The following is a 15329-nucleotide window of genomic DNA, read 5'->3' as shown; positions in this document are numbered from 1 at the left end:
ACAGGCCCCGAGTGTAACCGAACAACTTTTGAGACACATAGGGTCTGCTTGTGACTGACAAGTATTTTTAAGTCACCCCAGCATAAATGCCTCCGCAGGCAGACTCATCAGGCACTCACTGCCCGCCTCCACCGCCGCGCGATGGGTGATGGTGCGCGGCAACAGGCGTTTGAAGTAGAACTCGCAGGTGGCCAGCTTGGCCTTGGCGAACTCGCCGTCGCTGTGGGACTGCGCGGCAATGGCCATGCGTAGCCACAAGTAGGCGAGGATGATGTACCCGCTGTACATCAAGTAATCCACAGCCGCCGCCCCCACTTCGTCCGGGTTCTTCATCGCGGCCATGCCCACCTTGGTGGTTAACTCGCCCCATTCCTGGTTCAACTGATTGAGCTGCGCCACATACCCCTTGAGCTGCGGGTGCTCGGCATTCGCAGCGCAGAACTTATGCACGATCTTGGTAAACCCACGCAACAACTTACCTTGGCTGCCCAGCACCTTACGGCCCAGCAGGTCGAGGGCCTGGATGCCGTTGGTGCCTTCGTAGATCGGCGCGATTCGCGCATCCCGCGCCAGTTGCTCCATGCCCCATTCGCGGATGTAGCCGTGGCCGCCGAAGATCTGCATGCCGAGGTTGGTCACCTCCAGGCCGGTATCGGTCATGAAGGCTTTGCAGATCGGTGTGAGGAAGGCCAACAGGTCTTCGGCCTCCTGGCGCTGGGCGGCGTCGTCGCCCAGGTGGGCGGTGTCCAGCAGTTGCGCGGTGAAATAGGCCAGCGCCCGATTACCTTCGTTGAAGGCCTTCATGGTCAACAGCATGCGTCGCACGTCGGCGTGCACGATGATCGGGTCGGCAGGCTTGTCCGGGGCCTTGGGGCCGGTCAGAGAACGCATTTGCAGGCGGTCATTGGCGTACTTGATCGCGCCCTGGAAACTCGCCTCGCCATTGCACAGCCCCTGCATGCCGGTGCCCAGGCGCGCGTGGTTCATCATGGTGAACATGCAGTTGAGGCCTTTATTGGCCTCGCCGATCAGAAAGCCTTTGGCGCCGTCGAAGTTCAGCACGCACGTAGCCGAGGCCTTGATGCCCATCTTGTGTTCGATGGAGCCGCAGTGCACCGCATTACGCTCGCCGGAATCGGCGTGGAACTTGGGCACGATAAACAACGAAATACCTTTGGTACCCGCCGGTGCGTCCGGCAGTTTGGCCAGCACCAGGTGGATGATATTGGCGCTCAGATCGTGCTCGCCGGCCGAAATGAAAATCTTGCTACCGGTGACGGCGTAGCTGCCGTCCGCCTGGGGCACGGCGCGGGTCTTGATCAGGCCCAGGTCGGTGCCGCAGTGGGCTTCGGTCAGGCACATGGTGCCGGTCCATTCGCCGGCGGTGAGTTTGCTCAGGTAGGTGTCTTTCTGTTCGGCGGTGCCATGGGCGTGGATCGCCGACATGGCGCCGTGAGTCAAGCCGGGGTACATGCCCCACGACGTATTGCTGGAGCCGATCATCTCGCTGAGCACCAGGCCCAGTGATTGCGGCAAGCCTTGACCGCCGTAGGCCGGGTCGGCCGCGACGCCGTGCCAGCCACCTTCCACGTACTGGGCGAACGCTTCTTTGAAGCCCTTGGGTGTGGTCACAACACCATTGTCGAAATGGCAGCCCTCTTCATCACCGCTACGGTTGAGCGGCGAGAGCACGTTCTCGCAGAATTTCGCACCTTCTTCGAGGATGGCACTGACCATGTCCGGGCTGGCGTCCGTCGCGCCCAATGCCGCGTAGTGACCGTGGAAATCAAACACGTTGTCGATCAAAAAGCGCATGTCGCGCAGGGGAGCTTTGTACTCAGGCATGGCGATGTCTCCAGCGGCAGATCGCTCCAACCTACCGCCGGCCTGCACGCCGTTCAATCACTGTAGGGCCGCTGAATACACCGCCATTACTCAACCGGCAGCGCTCTGCATGCGTACCGCGCCACGGCGGTTCTGGCCGGCCGCGATTACGCAGTTACGTCCCGCGCCCTTGGCCGCGTACAGCGCCTGGTCGGCGGATTTGAGCACTTCTTCCGGCGTGCGTTGCTCCACCTGGCGCTCGGCCACACCGATGCTGACCGTCACTGAGACACTCGACGCCCCGCTACCCGCCCGACGTTGACGGCCCTGTTGGTCATCCTGAGGACGGTCCGCGTTGCGCAGCTTGATATCGTAGTTGGCGACGATCTCGCGGATCTCCTCCAAGTGCGGCAGGCACTCATCCAGGGTCTTGCCGGCGAATACCACGGCAAACTCTTCCCCGCCGTAACGGTACGCGCGCCCGCCGCCGTTGACCTTGGACAGCTTGCTCGCCACCAGGCGCAACACCTGATCGCCCACATCATGGCCGTGGGTGTCGTTGAAGCGCTTGAAGTGATCGACGTCGGTCATCGCCAGCACATAGTTGCGCCCCAGGCGCTGCATGCGCTCGTTGAGGGCCCGCCGCCCGGGCAGGCCGGTCAACTCGTCACGGAATGCCATTTGATATGCCTCATGGGCCACGCCGGCGGCGATCATCAACATGACCTGGCTGCACATGATGTTCAGGGTGAACGGCAGGATGAACGTTTGCGGCAGCATCCAGAACAACCCCATCACGCCCACCAATTGCGCCGCATGCAGCGGACGCGGCTGGTACCAGTACTGCGCGGCAAGGGTGACGAAACCAATCAGAAACATCGGGTATGACAGTTGAATCAGGCTCATCCAGCTGCCATGCAGCGCCGGCCAGCGAATTTCCGCCAGCCAGTTCAGCAGCGCCTGGGGATAACTTTGCTCCAAGGCCAGCGCGACACTGCCGACGGCCAGCAGCACGGCGCAGCGTGCGACAAAGTCGCGGAACAGATGGGTTTTTTCCTGCCACAGCGCATAAATGCTGAACAGCAACGGCAACAACAGGCAGCACAGATGAAACACCACCGCCGCGTCTTCGCGCACGCGGCCGTTATCGCGGTAGTAATCGGTCTGGGTATCGAGCAGGAAGTAAGCGACGTACACCGTGATCATCAGAAACAGTTCGCGCTGACGGCGGTACACCGCGCAATACGAGCCGCCGAGCAACAGCACCAGGGTAGGCAACACGTTGAACAGCGACGTGAAGAAGACGTTGAGGTCCTTGACGTACGCAGCCGAGAGCCCGGCCAGTAAAAGCAGCAACGAAGGAAGGAAATGGCTGAAACGTACAGCGGACACGCGTGACAAGGGTAAAGCTCCGACCCGCAAAAAGTAATGGCACTTTGCCGTAGCGCAAACAGTTAAGCACACCTTGCGCGGGATGCGTCACATTGCCATCACTGTAACGGCAGCCAGGCTCAATCCCTGAGCGCTGAGCTGCGTTTTTTAACCGTCGAAAAAAAACCGCCGCAGCCTTTGGGCTGCGGCGGTTTCCAAGAAACCCGGTAAGGCTTAGTAAGCCAGGCCGAAGTTTTCTTCTTTCATGTCCATCAGGTTGCTGGCGCCCGACAGCATGGTCGCCACGTGGGTACGAGTACGCGGCAGGATGCGCTGGAAGTAGAAGCGCGCGGTCTGCAACTTGGCGGTATAGAACGCCTCGTCGGTAGTCCCGGCGGCCAGCTTTTCAGCGGCAACCCGTGCCATATCGGCCCAGAAGTAAGCCAGGCAGGCGTAGCCGGAGTACATCAGGTAGTCCACCGACGCGGCCCCGACTTCTTCACGGTCTTTCATCGCCGCCATGCCGACCTTCATGGTCAGTTCGCCCCACTCTTTGTTCAATGCCGCCAGCGGTGCGACAAACTCGCTGACCGCTTCGTTGCCTTCGTTGGCCTGGCAGAACTTGTGCACGATCTTGGTAAAGCCCTTGAGCGCTTCGCCTTGAGTCATCAGCACTTTACGGCCCAGCAGGTCCAGGGCCTGGATGCCGGTGGTACCTTCGTACAGCATCGAAATGCGGCTGTCGCGAACGTTCTGCTCCATGCCCCACTCGGCGATGAAGCCATGGCCGCCGTAGATCTGCACACCGTGGTTGGCGGATTCAAAACCGACTTCGGTCATGAACGCCTTGGCGATCGGGGTCATAAAGGCCAGCAGGCCATCGGCCTGTTTCTTGGCTTCGTCGTCGGTGCCGTACTTGACGATGTCCACTTGCTTGGCGGTGAAGTACACCATCGCACGGTTGCCTTCGGCGAAGGCTTTCATGGTCAGCAGCATGCGACGCACGTCAGGGTGCACGATGATCGGGTCGGCGGCCTTGTCCGGCGCTTTCGGGCCCGTCAGGGAACGCATTTGCAGGCGATCGCGAGCGTATTTCAGGCCGCCCTGGAAGCCGATCTCGGCGTGGGCCAGGCCTTGCAGCGCGGTGCCCAGGCGAGCGGTGTTCATAAAGGTGAACATGCAGTTCAGGCCTTTGTTCGCCGGGCCGATCAGGAAACCGGTGGCCGCGTCGAAGTTCATCACGCAAGTGGCGTTACCGTGGATGCCCATCTTGTGTTCCAGGGAACCACAGCTCACCGCGTTGCGCTGGCCGATGGTGCCATCGGCATTCGGCAGGAACTTGGGCACGATAAACAGCGAGATGCCTTTGGTGCCGGCCGGCGCGTCCGGCAGGCGGGCCAGCACGATGTGCACGATGTTATCGGCCATGTCGTGTTCACCGGCCGAGATGAAGATCTTGGTGCCGGAGACTTTGTAGGAGCCGTCGGCCTGTGGCTCGGCCTTGGTGCGCAGCATGCCCAGGTCGGTGCCGCAGTGCGGCTCGGTCAGGCACATGGTGCCGGTCCATTCGCCCGACACCAGCTTGGTCAGGTACGCCTCTTGTTGCTCGGGCGTGCCGTGCTCGGAAATGGTGTTCATGGCGCCATGCGACAGGCCTGGGTACATGCCCCACGACCAGTTGGCTTCGCCGACCATCTCGCTGACTGCCAGGCCCAGGGATTCCGGCAGGCCTTGGCCGCCGTGCTCCACGTCGTGGGCCAGGCTTGGCCAGCCGCCTTCGACGAACTGTTTGTAGGCTTCTTTGAAACCGGTTGGGGTTTTAACGCCCGACTCACTCCAGGTGCACCCTTCCAGGTCGCCCACGCGGTTCAGCGGTGCCAGTACTTGCTCACAAAACTTGGCGCCTTCTTCAAGGATGGCGTCGACCATGTCCGGGGTAGCGTCCTGGCAAGCCGGCAGGCTCTGATAGTGCGCTTCATAGCCAAGCAGTTCGTCACGAACGAAGCGAATATCACGCAAGGGGGCCTTGTAGTCAGGCATAGCGATAAACCTCTGCTGATGTATCTGGAATGAACAACCGCGTGGATGAACTGTGGCGGTCAAACAGGTGTTTGAAACATACGTTTACGACCTGGGGATGTCAAGCACCGCTCGGATGCCGTTTGTCATGACGGGCATCAATGCCACGCACGGCAATGCCTGCGGCGCGACGCCACAGGGAGTGAGTGTAGGAAATCATTACGCAAGACTCGCGGTGAGCGAACTGGTGCGCGTCGAACTGAGGGCAGCCACGATTGTGACCGCCCCACTAGATCGGGAGGGATTAGGTATTCAGATGTCGAGCTGCTACGCAGGCCCGCTCAACAGAAAAAGTGCGGGCTAAGCGTAGGTGTCGATCAACGTACCGAGCATTTCATCCGAAGCCTTGGCGACTTTGACACCCAGCTCCACCTGAAACTTACCCTCGGCCATTTCGACCATATTGCTCGCCGAGTTGGACGGCTGGGCCCGGTCGTTGGCGCGCAGCCGGTCAACCTGTGCATCCGAAGGCTGAGTCGTTGCGGCGCTGGCGATTTTACCGGCGGCCTGGTCGACGCGGTTCTGCCCCGTCTGAATGGTGCTCAGGCCCGAATAAAACGCACTGCTTCCTGAGATTTCCATGGCGTTAACCTGCCTTTAGAGAATCGTGAGCCCCGATTGAACCAGAGATCGTGGCAAAACACCCGTCAATAACACTAATGGCACAATGCCTTGCTGATAGCCAAAATCAGTCAAGCAGGTCCAATTGCAGGTAGTCGGCTACTGCCTCAGCCGTGGGCTGCTTGAGCTTGGGCACGCGCCCCAGGCATGGCGCGGGCAAGCGTTCGGCGAGGGTGGCAAGGTTTTCTTCCAGACGGGAGGTCTTGGGGTCGATGATATTGGCCACCCATCCCGCCAGCGGCAAACCGTCCCGCGCAATGGCTTCGGCGGTCAGCAAGGCATGGCTGATACAGCCCAGGCGCACGCCGACCACCAGGATCACCGGCAGCTTGAGCGCAATGGCCAGATCAGAAAGGTTGGCCTGGTCGGTCAATGGCACGCGCCAGCCGCCAGCCCCTTCGATCAAGGTGAAATCGGCCTGCCGCGCCAAAACCTGTTGCATGGGTTTGAGCAGCGATTGCACCGTCAGCGCAACGCCCGCCTCCCGCGCGGCCAGATGCGGAGCGATGGCCGGTTCGAACGCCAGTGGGTTGACCTCGGCGTAACTCAGCGGCACCGAGCACTCGGCCAATAGCGCCAACGCATCGGCATTGCGCAGACCCTTGCTCGTCACGCTACACCCGGACGCCACCGGCTTGCCCGCCGCCGTGCTCTTGCCGGCCTGCCGGGCCGCGTGTAGCAGGCCGGCGGCGACGGTGGTCTTGCCGACATCGGTATCGGTGCCGGTAATGAAATAAGCGGCGCTCATAGAGGCTTCTCCAGTACGGCATACACCACTTGGTAAGTCGCCGGCAGGCCCTGGGCCTGACGGAACTGCTCATACGCCTGGATCAGTGCAGCAACGCGCGCGCGGCCCGTCAAGCCGCCAGGCCGACCGGGGTTCAGATTGTGCGCACCGAGCGCCTTGAGTTCATGGGTCAGGCTGCGCACGTCCGGGTAGTGCAGCACGTGAGGCTGGCGTTCCAGGCACCGCACACGCAAACCGCTGGCGTCGCACAGTTGCCGATACGCGTCGAAGGTGCGGAATCGATTGACGTGCACCAGACCATCGGCGGCGCGCCAGCTTTCGCGCAGTTCCTCCAAGGTCCCCACGCACAGACTGGCGAACGCCAGCACCCCGCCCGGCTGCAACACGCGGTGGGCCTCGCTGAGCACCGCATCGAAATGAGCACACCATTGCACCGCCAGGCTGGAAAAAATCAGCCCGCAGCTTTCATTCTTCAGCGGCAGCCGTTCAGCATCTCCGGCGATGAAATGCGCCGCGCCGCCCAATGGCCGCGCGTGATTGAGCATACCTTCTGCGATATCCAACGCCACGCCGTGGCTGTCGGGCAACCGCTCACCCAACGCTCGACTGAAATAACCGGTGCCGCAGCCCATATCCAGCCAGCGCGCTGGTGCGATACCGGCCGGCAAACGCGCCAGTAATTCGCCGCCCACCGCCCGTTGCAACTCGGCAACGCTGTCGTAGCTGGCCGCCGCGCGAGAGAAAGACGCCGCTACCTGGCGTTTGTCCGGCAAAGCGCCGGGCAGCGGGGGAAGGGATAAATCAGTCATCTACGCACTCATGCAAAAAAGCCTGGATGGCCGCCGCAACACCGTGGGGGTCTTCCAGAAGAAAAGCGTGGCCGGCCTGTTCAATCAGGCCGATTTCGACATCGGGCAGCAGGGCCAGCAGTTCGCTGGCGGCTTCGGCGGGCACCAACTCGTCCAGGCCGCCAAACAGGTGCAATTGCGGCCCGCGATAGGCCAGCAACGCATCGCGGGTGTCCAATTGCGCGAGCACTTCAAGGCCGGTCATCAATACGGTGGAAGGCGTAATCGGCGCACCACTGACCAACAAGCGCGCCAGACCGCGCGGGTCGTCGGCGCCCTTGGCACACAACAGGCCGAAGCGTTTGAGGGTGACCTGGGAGTCGGCGTGGCAACCGGCGAGGAAGGCATCGAACGTTTCGGCGGGCATCGCGCTGGGCCAGTGGTCATGGGCGACAAAACAAGGGTTGCTCGCCAGCGTCAGGAGCCCGCAGCAACGCGTGCCGCGCCGGGCGGCCAGCTCAGCGGCGAGCATTCCACCGAGGGACCAACCGCCCAGCCAGGCGTTGTCCGGCAGCGTGGCGTCGAGTTCGTCGAGCCACTCATTCAGGTCGCTGGAGTCCAGCGCAGGCAGCGGTTCGATATGCACCTGCAAGTGCTCATCCAAGCCACGCAAGGCAGCGGCCAACGGCTCCAGCGGTGAAACGCCTAGGCCCCAGCCCGGCAGCAAGATCAATCGATCACGCATGCTCGGGCTCCCGCAAACACGCTTCCAACGCCTCTAGCAATTGCTGCACCTGCGCCGCAGTGTGGGCGGCGGTTAGCGTCACACGCAAACGCGCGCTGCCGGCGGGCACGGTGGGCGGGCGGATCGCGGTGACCATCAGGCCGCGCTCGCGCAGCATCCGGGACAAGCGCATCGCCTTGGCGCTGTCGCCGATCAGGATCGGCTGGATCGGCGTAAAGCTGGGCATCAAGTCCAAACCTAGCTGCTCGGCCCCCGCACGGAATTGACGGATCAGCGCGTCAAGGTACTCGCGGCGCCAGTGTTCGGTGCGCAGCAGCTCCAGGCTTTTCAACGTGGCGCAGGCCAGCGCGGGCGGTTGGCTGGTGGTGTAGATGTACGGCCGGGCGAACTGGATCAGGCTCTCGATCAGGTCATCACTGCCCGCCACAAACGCACCGGCGGTGCCGAACGCTTTGCCCAGGGTGCCGACCAGTACCGGCACATCGTCCTGGCTCAGGCCGAAATGCTCGACAATCCCGCCGCCGTTGGCGCCCAGTGGGCCGAAGCCGTGGGCGTCATCCACCATCAGCCAGGCGCCTTTGGCTTTGGCGGCGCGGGCCAGTGCGGGCAGGTCCGCGAGATCGCCGTCCATGCTGAACACCCCGTCGGTCACTACCAGGGTGTTGCCGGTGGCTTTTTCCAGGCGCGTGGCCAGGCTGGAGGCGTCGTTATGCAGGTAACGATTGAACCGCGCCCCGGACAACAGCCCCGCATCCAGCAACGACGCATGGTTGAGGCGGTCTTCAAGCACGGTATCGCCCTGCCCCACCAGCGCCGTAACCGCGCCGAGGTTGGCCATGTAGCCGGTGGTAAACAGCAGTGCCCGTGGGCGACCGGTCAGGTCGGCCAGGGCCTCTTCCAGTTCATGGTGCGGCGTGGCATGGCCGACCACCAAGTGCGAAGCGCCACCGCCTACGCCCCAGCGTGCTGCACCAGCGCGCCAGGCTTCGATCACCTGCGGGTGATTGGCCAGGCCCAGGTAATCGTTGTTACAGAACGCAAGCAAGGGTTGGCCGTCGACCACCACCTGCGGGCCCTGAGGGCTGTCGAGCAGAGGCCGTCGGCGATAAAGGTGTTGGGCACGGCGGGCAGCGAGGCGCGCGGCGAGATCGAAAGACATGCTGGCCTCGGTTTGGCAGGTTTAACTCGGTCAAAATGTGAGAGGGCGCTTGCTCCCGATGAGGGTGTGCCAGCCAGTGCATGTAATGACTGACCCACCGCTATCGGGGGCAAGCCCCCTTCCACATTTGGATCGCACTTCAATTAAACGACGGCGTTGTAGAACTGCTCGCTGCTTTTCTGCTCCACCAATGCCTGTTCGATCGCCGCCTGATGCACCTCGTCGGCGTGCTCTTCGCGAGCCTCCGGCTGGATGCCCAGGCGCGCGAACAGTTGCATGTCCTTGTCGGCCTGCGGGTTGGCGGTGGTCAGCAGTTTGTCGCCGTAGAAGATCGAGTTGGCGCCGGCAAAAAACGCCAGGGCCTGCATCTGCTCGTTCATGGCTTCGCGGCCGGCCGACAAGCGCACATGGGATGTAGGCATCAGGATGCGCGCCACCGCCAGCATGCGAATAAAGTCGAACGGGTCGATGTCATCGGCGTTTTCCAGCGGCGTACCGGCCACCTTCACCAGCATGTTGATCGGCACCGACTCGGGATGCTCCGGCAGGTTGGCCAGTTGGATCAGCAGGTTGGCGCGGTCGTCGAGGGACTCGCCCATGCCGAGGATGCCGCCGGAACAGATCTTCATCCCCGACTCGCGCACGTAGGCCAGGGTCTGCAGACGCTCGCTGTAGGTGCGGGTGGTGATGATCGAGCCGTAGAACTCTGGCGAGGTGTCGAGGTTGTGGTTGTAATAGTCGAGGCCCGCCTCGGCCAAAGCGGCGGTCTGGTCCTGATCGAGACGACCGAGGGTCATGCAGGTCTCCAGGCCCATGGCCTTGACGCCTTTGACCATCTGCAGCACGTAGGGCATGTCTTTGGCCGACGGGTGCTTCCACGCGGCGCCCATGCAGAACCGGGTCGAGCCGATGGCCTTGGCGCGCGCGGCCTCTTCGAGGACCTTCTGCACTTCCATCAGCTTTTCTTTTTCCAGGCCGGTGTTGTAGTGGCCCGACTGCGGACAATATTTGCAATCTTCCGGGCAGGCGCCGGTTTTGATCGACAGCAGGGTCGACACTTGCACGCGGTTGGCGTCGAAATGCGCGCGGTGCACGGTCTGCGCCTGGAACAACAGGTCATTGAAGGGCTGCACGAATAGCGCTTTGACTTCGGCTAACGACCAGTCGTGACGCAAGTGGGCAGTGGTGCTGGCGCTCATGGGCGGTTCCTTGATTATGCTTTGGCAAACGCTGTGGGCAGGCAATACCCACAGGCACGACACGGATGCTCGGCATATTTAAGGAAGATTCATGCACTGTCAACTTGGATACAAACACCAGGTTTACAACTGGTTAAAAAACGAACACAGCTGTTTAATCTGCGATGAAACCACCGAATCAGCGCTTTGTGTGTGCAACGTCTGCGAAACCGAATTGCCGTGGCTGCTGGACCAGTGCGATGTCTGCGCCCTGCCCTTGCCGATGGAAGGGCTGACCTGCGGTCAATGCCAGAAAAAGCCGCCTGCGTTTAAACAGGTGATCGCGCCCTGGTCCTACAGCTTTCCGGTCGACAGCCTGATCAGCCGCTTCAAGCACCAGGCACGCTGGCCGTTGGGGCACATGCTCGCACGACTGCTCGCGCAGCATGTGCAGCACCGCTTCGACAACACTGACCTGGCGCGCCCCGACTGCCTGCTGCCGGTGCCCCTGGCCCGCAAGCGCCTGCGCGAACGGGGCTACAACCAGGCATTGATGCTTGCGCGCTGGCTCAGCCAAGACCTGGGCATCGCCCACGATGAACAGCTGTTGCTACGCCCCCATGAAACCCTTGCGCAACAGGCCCTCGACGCCAAAACCCGCCAGCGCAATCTGCGCGGCGCCTTCGCCCTTTGCGCCAATGCCCAGGTGCAGGGCCGCCATTTTGCCCTGGTGGACGACGTGCTCACCACCGGCGCGACGGCCCATAGCCTGAGCCGCCTGTTGATCAGTGCCGGCGCCCGCCAGGTCGATGTGTATTGCCTGGCCCGCACGCCCAAGCCCGGCGGCTGACTTGACGGCGCTCGGTCTTGCCCGCAACGTTCGGTCGATCCCACTCAAGCGTATTGCCATGCCTTTGCCGACGCCCCTCAGCCAGCACATCATCCGCCGCCCCCAACGCATCGCGTTGCTGGCCCATATTGCCGAACAAGGCTCGATCACCCGCGCCGCCAAAAGCGCCGGCCTGAGCTACAAGGCCGCGTGGGACGCCATCGATGAACTGAACAACCTCGCGCAAAAGCCCTTGGTTGAACGCAATGTCGGCGGCAAAGGCGGTGGCGGCGCCAAGCTGACCATGGAGGGCGAGCGGGTGTTGCGCCTATATCAGCGCCTGCAAGCGCTACAGGCCCAAGTGCTGGCCTCGGACGAAGCCGCCAGTGACTTCAACCTGCTCGGCCGCCTGATGCTGCGCACCAGCGCGCGCAACCAGTTGCATGGCCGCGTGGACGCCATTGAGGCCCAGGGGCGCAATGACCTGATCCACCTGCGTCTGGCCGGCGGTGTGACAGTGAAAGCGCAAATCACCCACGAAAGCACGCAACGGCTGGAACTGGAACCGGGCGTGGAAACCGTCGCCTTGATCAAGGCCGGCTGGCTGGAACTGCTTGCGGTCGATCAACCCGCAACACCTGGAAACAATTGCCTGAGTGGCTTGATCGACACCGTTCTCGACGCCGACGACGGCCCCAGCGAAGTGCGCATCAGCCTGCCCAATGGCCTGGTGCTCTGCGCTTTAGCGCAGACCAACGCACTTGCCGCATTGGGCGCGACGGTCGGCCAACCGATCCAGGTGCAATTCGCGCCGAGCCAGGTGTTGCTGGGGACGCCGGTGTAAGCGGCAGCTTTCTTCAAACTGCAACAATTTCGTCACGGCGGCTGCTTAAGGTGTTGGCAAAAAGCACTCAAGGAGCCCGAGATGAGCCTGTTAGAAGAGAACCAAGCCACCGACCTCGAACAGATGGTCGGCCTGACCCGCCGCCGCTTTATCGGGGCCGGCGCCCTGTGCGGCGCCGCGATGTTCCTGGGCGGCAACCTGCTCAGCCGCAGCGCGCTGGCGGTCAATGCTGCCAACGCCAGCCCACTGCTGGGGTTCGACAGCATCGCCGCCGCCACCAGCGACACCATCAGCCTGCCGCCAGGCTACAGCGCCTCGGTGCTGATCAGTTGGGGCCAGCCGCTGCACAAGAATGCGCCGGCCTTCGACCCGTCCGGCAATGGCACAGCGGAGGCGCAGGAGCAGCAGTTCGGCGACCACAACGACGGCATGAGCCTGTTCCCGTTCCCCGGCGACAACAACCGCGCGCTGATGGCGATCAATAACGAATACACCAACTATCGCTACCTCTACGCCCACGGCGGCGCGCCGCAATCGGCCGAAGAGGTGCGCAAGGCCCAGGCCAGCGAAGGCGTGTCGGTGATCGAAATTCGGCGCAAGGGCGACACCTGGCAGTTCGTTCAGGACTCACGCTACAACCGCCGCATCCACGGCAACACGCCGATCCGCCTGAGCGGCCCCGCCGCCGGCCATGACTGGTTGAAGACCAGCGCCGACAAGTCCGGCAAGAAAGCCCTCGGCACCTTCCAGAACTGCGCCAACGGCATGACCCCCTGGGGTACCTACCTGACCTGTGAAGAAAACTTCACCGATTGCTTCGGTAGCAGCAACCCGCAGCAAGCCTTCGACGCCGGGCAGAAGCGCTACGGCGTGGTGGCGGCCAGCAAGGACATCAACTGGCACCTGCACGACCCGCGCTTCGACATGGCCAAGAACCCCAACGAACTCAATCGCCATGGGTGGGTGGTGGAAATCGACCCCTTCGACCCGCAATCCACCCCGGCCAAACGCACCGCCCTCGGCCGCTTCAAGCACGAGAACGCGGCGCTGGCGCAGACCCGCGACGGTCGTGCTGTGGTGTACATGGGCGACGACGAGCGCGGTGAATTCATCTACAAGTTCATCAGCCGCGACAAGATCAATCACAAGAACCCCAAGGCCAACAAGGACTTGCTCGACCACGGCACGCTGTACGTGGCGATCTTCGACGCGGGCGACGGCAACGCCGATCATCCTCGCGGCAAGGGCCAGTGGGTCGAGTTGACCCACGGCAAAAACGGCATCGACGCCAGCAGCGGTTTTGCCAGCCAGGCCGAAGTGCTGATCCACGCGCGCCTGGCCGCCAGCGTGGTCAAAGCTACGCGTATGGACCGTCCGGAATGGATCGTGGTCAGCCCCACCGACGGCCAGGTCTATTGCACCCTGACCAACAACGCCAAACGCGGTGAGGACGGCCAGCCGGTGGGCGGGCCTAACCCGCGCGAGAAAAACGTCTACGGCCAGATCCTGCGCTGGAAGGCCAATGCCGACGACCACGGCGCCGACGACTTCAGTTGGGACCTGTTCGTGGTGGCCGGTAACCCAGCGGTACACGCCGGCGCACCCAAGGGCGGCTCGTCGAATATCAACCCGCAGAACATGTTCAACAGCCCCGACGGCCTGGGCTTCGATAAAGCTGGACGTCTGTGGATTCTCACCGACGGCGACTACAGCAACAGCGGCGACTTCGCCGGCATGGGCAACAACCAGATGCTCTGTGCCGATCCAAACACTGGGGAAATTCGTCGTTTCATGGTGGGGCCGGTGGCGTGTGAAGTGACCGGCATCAGCTTCGCGCCGGACCAGAAAACCCTGTTCGTGGGCATTCAGCATCCGGGCGAAACCGGTGGCTCGACCTGGCCGGAGCACTTGCCCAACGGTAAGCCGCGTTCGTCGGTGCTGGCCATTCGGCGCGATGACGGCGGCATCGTCGGCGCCTGACACGGCCTTATCGGGGGCAAGCCCCCTCCCACATTTTGACAGGTGACTGCCTTCAAAGATGGGAGGGGCGTGCGCCCGATGACAATGGCACAGTCGCCCCCTATCTCCAGCCGCGTGCGTTACCATACCCGGCCGGACGCGGCGCCCTGCTGCGCGCAGGAGTTCGCATGGCCCACCCGTTTGAAACACTCACCCCCGATCTGGTGCTCGACGCCGTCGAAAGCATCGGTTTCCTCAGCGACGCCCGCGTGCTGGCACTCAACAGCTACGAAAACCGCGTCTATCAAGTGGGCATCGAAGACTCCGAGCCACTGATCGCCAAGTTCTACCGGCCCCAGCGCTGGACCAACGAAGCGATTCTTGAAGAACACCGTTTCACCTTTGAATTGGCCGAGTGCGACGTGCCGGTGGTGGCGCCGCTGATCCATAACGGCGAGAGCCTGTTCGAACACGCGGGGTTCCGCTTTACCTTGTTCCCCCGTCGTGGCGGCCGTGCGCCGGAGCCGGGCAATCTGGATCAACTCTATCGGCTGGGGCAGTTGCTGGGGCGTTTGCATGCCGTGGGCTCCACGCGACCGTTCGAACACCGCGAAGCGCTGGGAGTGAAGAACTTCGGGCACGATTCGCTGACCACGCTGCTTGAGGGCAACTTCATTCCCAAGAGCCTGTTGCCGGCCTACGAGTCAGTAGCGCGCGACCTGCTCAAACGGGTGGAAGAGGTATACAAGGCCACCCCGCACAAGAACATCCGCATGCACGGCGATTGCCACCCCGGCAACATGATGTGCCGCGACGAGATGTTCCACATCGTCGACCTGGACGATTGCCGCATGGGCCCAGCGGTGCAGGACCTATGGATGATGCTCGCTGGCGATCGTCAGGAATGCCTGGGGCAACTGTCGGAATTGATGGACGGCTATCAGGAATTCCACGACTTCGACCCGCGCGAACTGGCTCTGATCGAACCCCTGCGCGCCTTGCGCCTGATGCACTACAGCGCCTGGCTGGCACGGCGCTGGGACGACCCGGCGTTCCCCCACAGTTTTCCGTGGTTCGGCACCGAGCGGTATTGGGGCGATCAGGTCCTGGCCCTGCGTGAGCAACTCTCGGCCCTCAACGAAGAGCCGCTGAAACTCTTCTGAGTGCTTTTAATGTGGGAGAGG

Annotated in this window: 14 protein-coding genes; 5 read left to right on the top strand and 9 right to left on the bottom strand. The window is 62.6% G+C overall.

Annotation, left to right across the window (positions count from 1 at the left end):
- Window positions 1-72: 72 nt before the first annotated feature.
- The 3 genes from ABX75_RS19740 to ABX75_RS19730 all read right to left on the bottom strand — a co-directional run bounded on the left by ABX75_RS19740 (window position 73) and on the right by ABX75_RS19730 (window position 5235).
- Window positions 73-1845 (bottom strand): acyl-CoA dehydrogenase C-terminal domain-containing protein, encoded by a 1773-nt coding sequence (locus ABX75_RS19740; RefSeq protein ID WP_040267139.1) that lies wholly within the window; start codon window positions 1843-1845, stop codon window positions 73-75.
- Window positions 1846-1935: 90 nt separating this feature from the next.
- A complete protein-coding gene (locus ABX75_RS19735; RefSeq protein ID WP_034115292.1) occupies window positions 1936-3225 on the bottom strand; it encodes a diguanylate cyclase in 1290 nt (429 codons plus the stop codon).
- Between the two features lie 204 nt (window positions 3226-3429).
- The gene (locus ABX75_RS19730; protein ID WP_034101105.1) at window positions 3430-5235 is read right to left on the bottom strand and encodes a phenylacyl-CoA dehydrogenase; all 1806 of its coding nucleotides are present in this window, start codon (window positions 5233-5235) and stop codon (window positions 3430-3432) included.
- Window positions 5236-5287: 52 nt separating this feature from the next.
- Between ABX75_RS19730 and ABX75_RS19725 the strand changes: the two genes are divergently transcribed.
- Window positions 5288-5578: a hypothetical protein gene (locus ABX75_RS19725; RefSeq protein WP_047882501.1), complete on the top strand. Its 291-nt coding sequence runs from the start codon at window positions 5288-5290 to the stop codon at window positions 5576-5578.
- On the opposite strand, the gene ABX75_RS19720 is transcribed toward ABX75_RS19725, so the two are convergent.
- From ABX75_RS19720 to bioB, 6 genes are all read right to left on the bottom strand, one after another.
- The gene (locus ABX75_RS19720; RefSeq protein ID WP_034101107.1) at window positions 5575-5856 is read right to left on the bottom strand and encodes a hypothetical protein; all 282 of its coding nucleotides are present in this window, start codon (window positions 5854-5856) and stop codon (window positions 5575-5577) included. The two genes, ABX75_RS19725 and ABX75_RS19720, sit on opposite strands and share 4 nt — an antisense overlap.
- A gap of 106 nt (window positions 5857-5962) precedes the next feature.
- Window positions 5963-6643, bottom strand: coding sequence for a dethiobiotin synthase (gene bioD / locus ABX75_RS19715; RefSeq protein ID WP_047882500.1), 681 nt, complete (start codon window positions 6641-6643; stop codon window positions 5963-5965).
- Window positions 6640-7452, bottom strand: coding sequence for a malonyl-ACP O-methyltransferase BioC (gene bioC, locus ABX75_RS19710; RefSeq protein WP_034115295.1), 813 nt, complete (start codon window positions 7450-7452; stop codon window positions 6640-6642). The genes bioD and bioC overlap by 4 nt, the downstream gene beginning before the upstream one ends.
- Complete coding sequence (locus ABX75_RS19705) at window positions 7445-8176, bottom strand: alpha/beta fold hydrolase (RefSeq protein ID WP_034101110.1); 732 nt, start codon at window positions 8174-8176, stop codon at window positions 7445-7447. Before ABX75_RS19705 ends, bioC begins: the two co-directional genes overlap by 8 nt.
- Window positions 8169-9335 carry an 8-amino-7-oxononanoate synthase gene (bioF, locus tag ABX75_RS19700; RefSeq protein ID WP_047882499.1) on the bottom strand — a complete coding sequence of 389 codons (1167 nt, stop codon included), beginning with the start codon at window positions 9333-9335 and terminating at the stop codon, window positions 8169-8171. Before bioF ends, ABX75_RS19705 begins: the two co-directional genes overlap by 8 nt.
- A 143-nt stretch (window positions 9336-9478) precedes the next feature.
- Entirely contained in the window at window positions 9479-10534 is a 1056-nt protein-coding gene (gene bioB / locus ABX75_RS19695; protein ID WP_034101112.1) for a biotin synthase BioB, read from the bottom strand.
- A gap of 91 nt (window positions 10535-10625) precedes the next feature.
- Between bioB and ABX75_RS19690 the strand changes: the two genes are divergently transcribed.
- The 4 genes from ABX75_RS19690 (at window position 10626) to ABX75_RS19675 (ending at window position 15308) form a co-directional block, all read left to right on the top strand.
- Entirely contained in the window at window positions 10626-11363 is a 738-nt protein-coding gene (locus ABX75_RS19690) for a ComF family protein (protein ID WP_034101113.1), read from the top strand.
- 58 nt (window positions 11364-11421) lie between these two features.
- Complete coding sequence (locus tag ABX75_RS19685; protein WP_047882498.1) at window positions 11422-12186, top strand: TOBE domain-containing protein; 765 nt, start codon at window positions 11422-11424, stop codon at window positions 12184-12186.
- Between the two features lie 81 nt (window positions 12187-12267).
- Window positions 12268-14166 carry a PhoX family phosphatase gene (locus ABX75_RS19680; protein WP_047882497.1) on the top strand — a complete coding sequence of 633 codons (1899 nt, stop codon included), beginning with the start codon at window positions 12268-12270 and terminating at the stop codon, window positions 14164-14166.
- A 167-nt stretch (window positions 14167-14333) separates the two neighbouring features.
- Entirely contained in the window at window positions 14334-15308 is a 975-nt protein-coding gene (locus ABX75_RS19675) for a serine/threonine protein kinase (RefSeq protein WP_034101116.1), read from the top strand.
- Window positions 15309-15329 lie beyond the last annotated feature (21 nt).

This window comes from Pseudomonas sp. ARP3 (genome assembly GCF_001029595.1).
Classification (GTDB): Bacteria; Pseudomonadota; Gammaproteobacteria; order Pseudomonadales; family Pseudomonadaceae; genus Aquipseudomonas; species Aquipseudomonas rhodesiae.
This window is presented reverse-complemented; position numbering and strand designations above follow the sequence as displayed.

Bases quoted from the DNA above. Each gene is read 5' to 3' on its own strand.
- ABX75_RS19740 (WP_040267139.1), bottom strand. From the start codon at position 1,845: ATGCCTGAGTACAAAGCTCCCCTGCGCGACATGCGCTTTTTGATCGAC.
- ABX75_RS19730 (WP_034101105.1), bottom strand. From the start codon at position 5,235: ATGCCTGACTACAAGGCCCCCTTGCGTGATATTCGCTTCGTTCGTGAC.
- ABX75_RS19720 (WP_034101107.1), bottom strand. From the start codon at position 5,856: ATGGAAATCTCAGGAAGCAGTGCGTTTTATTCGGGCCTGAGCACCATT.
- bioD (WP_047882500.1), bottom strand. From the start codon at position 6,643: ATGAGCGCCGCTTATTTCATTACCGGCACCGATACCGATGTCGGCAAG.
- bioC (WP_034115295.1), bottom strand. From the start codon at position 7,452: ATGACTGATTTATCCCTTCCCCCGCTGCCCGGCGCTTTGCCGGACAAA.
- ABX75_RS19705 (WP_034101110.1), bottom strand. From the start codon at position 8,176: ATGCGTGATCGATTGATCTTGCTGCCGGGCTGGGGCCTAGGCGTTTCA.
- bioF (WP_047882499.1), bottom strand. From the start codon at position 9,335: ATGTCTTTCGATCTCGCCGCGCGCCTCGCTGCCCGCCGTGCCCAACAC.
- bioB (WP_034101112.1), bottom strand. From the start codon at position 10,534: ATGAGCGCCAGCACCACTGCCCACTTGCGTCACGACTGGTCGTTAGCC.
- ABX75_RS19690 (WP_034101113.1), top strand. From the start codon at position 10,626: ATGCACTGTCAACTTGGATACAAACACCAGGTTTACAACTGGTTAAAA.
- ABX75_RS19685 (WP_047882498.1), top strand. From the start codon at position 11,422: ATGCCTTTGCCGACGCCCCTCAGCCAGCACATCATCCGCCGCCCCCAA.
- ABX75_RS19680 (WP_047882497.1), top strand. From the start codon at position 12,268: ATGAGCCTGTTAGAAGAGAACCAAGCCACCGACCTCGAACAGATGGTC.
- ABX75_RS19675 (WP_034101116.1), top strand. From the start codon at position 14,334: ATGGCCCACCCGTTTGAAACACTCACCCCCGATCTGGTGCTCGACGCC.